The sequence below is a fragment of the Spiroplasma sp. ChiS genome, assembly GCF_002968355.1.
GTDB lineage: Bacteria > Bacillota_I > Bacilli_A > Mycoplasmatales > Mycoplasmataceae > Spiroplasma > Spiroplasma citri.
On sequence record NZ_PUUH01000010.1, the window covers coordinates 1 to 3,759 of the forward strand.

The 3,759-nt window shown below is 26.1% G+C and carries 5 protein-coding genes; all 5 read left to right on the forward strand.

What is annotated here, in order from left to right; translation table 4 throughout:
• Positions 1-419, forward strand: a 419-nt coding sequence (locus C6B38_RS09520; protein WP_162475784.1) for a hypothetical protein, incomplete at its 5' end; no start/stop codon positions are given.
• The gene (locus C6B38_RS01040) at positions 400-798 is read left to right on the forward strand and encodes a hypothetical protein (protein WP_105298322.1); all 399 of its coding nucleotides are present in this window, start codon (positions 400-402) and stop codon (positions 796-798) included. The genes C6B38_RS09520 and C6B38_RS01040, both read left to right, overlap by 20 nt.
• Positions 799-809: 11 nt before the next feature.
• Positions 810-1,244 carry a hypothetical protein gene (locus C6B38_RS01045; protein ID WP_105298323.1) on the forward strand — a complete coding sequence of 145 codons (435 nt, stop codon included), beginning with the start codon at positions 810-812 and terminating at the stop codon, positions 1,242-1,244.
• 43 nt (positions 1,245-1,287) lie between these two features.
• Positions 1,288-2,439, forward strand: coding sequence for a hypothetical protein (locus C6B38_RS01050; RefSeq protein ID WP_105298324.1), 1,152 nt, complete (start codon positions 1,288-1,290; stop codon positions 2,437-2,439).
• 670 nt (positions 2,440-3,109) lie between these two features.
• Positions 3,110-3,759 (forward strand): hypothetical protein (locus C6B38_RS01055; protein WP_146693244.1); only part of this gene is annotated, 650 nt, incomplete at its 3' end.

Sequence of the window (3,759 nt, forward strand, 5' to 3'; positions counted from 1 at the left end):
AAACTGGTATTATTATTTATAATTTTTTGAAAAAGAAAATAATTAATAAAATTAATAATATTACTTTTAGTTCTAATTCTGAAGAAGAAGCAATAAATAATATGTATTTAATATTAAATGATTTTAAAAATAAAATTTGTTCTTATTTAAGCAAAGTTATTGTAATAATTGAAGATTACCAACTTCATAAAGGTTTAAAAATAAAAAACCCATTATCTACTCCTAAATTTATTGGTGGTTTAAAAGTTTTATGTAAATATTTATTTAATTTAAATTATGTTTTACAATCGCCAGTTGTTAAGAAAAATTATATTTATAAAGGAAATATTAAAATGACAGAGCATGAATTAGATGCTTGGAAGCATTTACAATATTTTTTATTAAAAGGAGTTGATAAAAATGGCACAAACAAAAAGTAATTTATCTAAAAAATCAATAACTAATAAAAAAAAAATAAAAAATAAAAAAGTTAATAATTTAGAATTAACTGTTAAATTACATGAAAATCCTATTAAAACTAAAATTAAAGCACTTGTTGCTGGTGGCGTTGAAGTTGATGTTTGTTCGGCTAAATGTCAGTGAGACGGATTAAATTATTCAACATTATCAATATATAACCCATCTGTTTTAACTGAATTTTTGAAATTAAAAAAAGAAGATGAGATAAAAATTAAAGACTCAGTATTTAATCAGTTAAATATAAAAACTAAACGCTATTTTTTATCTTTTCGAGTAGATAGTTTTGAAATTATACAAAAAGCAATTAGAAAAAGAACAAATACAAATATTAAAAAATAGGAGGAAAAACAATGGCATTAAAAAATGTAAAATATGTTCTTATCAATGAAGAAAATGAACCAATTAAAAATGAAGATGGTAGTTTAGACATTAAAACTGCTGAAATTATTTTAGAAAATACTGCTGAAGTTGAAGAATTTAATGCAAGTAATTTAGAAAATAGTAATCAACAAATCAACGAATTACAAACAAAAAATACTGAATTAACTTCTCAAATTAAACAACAAACGCTGCAATTAAAACAAATTGAAGTAATTGACTTTATTAATTCTAATGAAGAATTTAAAAATGTTTTATTAAAATCTTATGATATTAATGATGATAATGATGATATTGAAATCATAAAAACACAATTGCAAAGTGTTTATGATGAATTAATTAAGGTACAAACAGTTAATACTGGTGTGGAGTACCAAAAACAGAAGAAAAACAAAACAATATTTTAGATACAGACAATGTATTTAATAAATAGAAAGAAGGAATAAAATTATGGCACAAAATCCACAAAGAATTTTCGGTGATATTGTAAACCAAGCAATAGTTAATGATAAAGAAACATTTGAACAATGATATTTACAAACTTATCAACAAAAATTAAGCTGGGAAGCATTATTTGCATGAAAAGATGCAAATAAATTTGGTTATCAATATAAAATAAAGAAAAATATTAAATATAAACAAGGTCTGGGAAAAAATGGACAAGTATTTAATACAGATGATAATTTATTAAAATATTCAGCAGTAGAATTTGAGGATGCAACTGTTGTATTAAATACAATTTTAACTTTTGCTCGTAAATTAGACCCCGTAGAAAGTGATTTTAACCCTAATCTTTGGGCTGTTGATATTGAACAAGCAATGGATACTGAAGTTGCTTATAAACGAAATAAAATTTTAGAAATTATTAATAAAGGAGAAGTTACAACTATTCAAGGAAATAAAGCAGATGATACAAATGCTTTACAAATCCACGATGAAATTATGGATAAAATATATGAAAATGGTTTTACTCCATCAGAAACAGTTGTACTAGGTTCAGCAGATTTTATCCGTGGAATTCGTAATAAATTACAGTTGCAAATTGGAGCAAATGACCAAATTAATAGTGTAATTGAAACAAGCGGAGCAATGAAAACTGTTGAAGGAACAACATATTATATGGTTCCTAAAAAATTACCCATTATTAATGAAGATGGTTCAGAAGGAACAATTACTTTATTACCAAATGGTGTTAATGCAATTGCCTTTAAATTTAGTAAAAAATATGATCCACTAATTTTACGTAAAAAAGACCACACCCCATTAAGGGTTGGTGCAGCAGCATTAGGTACTGGAATGGGTAATACTTTAATTATGGAAAGAGTTTTATATTTAGGTGGTGCAGTAGTTGAACCAAAAGGAATTATTAAACACACCTATGTAATACCTTTATCAACAGTTATTACAACACCTAATTTAGGTCAAATTACAATGGCTGGTGATACACCAACAACAGCAGAATTAGAAACTGCTATTAAGACAAAAAATACTAATTATCAAACTGGAGATGCAACATTCTCTAATATTACATCTACTGGCGCATTAGCAACTGGCAATCCAAATAAATATAGTGGCACAGTCCTTCTAATTTATTCAAAGTAAGTAGCGCCATAGATATCCACGGTAAAATTAAAAATGTTAATAGTTTAACAAATGATGAAATAATTAAAGGAATTGTCGTACCACAAAAAGTATCAAGTGAAGATTTAAGACCGCTTTTAAATGATAAAGTTTTAAAAGTAGTTAAAGCGGTTGATGCAAGTTTAACAGCAGATGATTATGTTTGATGACCGTTATATTATCAAGGTTAACTATCAAGTTATGATATTACTACAACAGATATTTATGTTGATATTTATATTGCTGGTAAAAATAATGCAACTGGTGTTGCTCAAGTTCAGTATTATAAAGTACAAAAAGTAAATCAAATAAGTATTAAACAATTTAATAAAGATAATATTGGAACTTTAAAAACACCTTGATATAGTGAAGTTCCTGATTTAACTAAAAAAGCAGATGTAATTACTGAAATGAATACTGGTTTTATTAAAGCAATTCAAAAAATTAATGCTGGTTTAACAACTTCAGATTATATTGTTAATATTTTAGATTATGATCATTAAATATTTAATGATAGAGATGAGGGTAATTTTAGCAATAATGTTTCGGTACCATATAGTTTAATTGGTACAAATTGATTAACTGGTGAAACAACAAGAATGGAAATTACAGTTCCAGCAGCAACTAAAAAAACCCAAAATAAAAAATAAAAATGCCAATTGGAACAACAAAAACTGCTCTTATTTATGCTGTTAAAACGCCAACCAGATTGTCAATCCAACAACAAAAAAGTTTTGATTTACAATTATTAGAATTTTTAGGAATACAAGTTTTAGCACTTGGTTTATCAGTTTTAACTGGTGGGATTGCTTCTGCTGTTGGATTAGGTGCGGGATTATCTAATTTTGCTGCTGCCCTTATATCGTTTGGAGTAGAAACAGCAACTGATTTTACAGTCAATCAAATATATGATAAATTAACCTCAGAAGTTACGGCAAAAAGTACCGCTTTAAATTTATTGCCAGCAATTGCGGGTATTGGTAAATTAACTCGTGCTGCACGAACAACTAGAATTTTAAAATTAGCAAAAGAAACAAAACTACTTGAAAAATTAGGAATAGTAACTGCTAAAAACATAGAAGATGTTGTAAGGCAAGTTGCGGGCAAAAAAATTTTATTTAACAAATTAATATTTGATTTTACTAAACAAGCAAATAATGAGACTTTATTATATACAATTGGAAAATTAGCACGTAATGATTTTTCTAAGGGTTTTAAAATTTCTAATTTAGGGAAAATTAACAATCTATTAAAAATTGAAAAAAACTTACAAAAAATAAGTCCAAAGTTGGTACAAAAAGC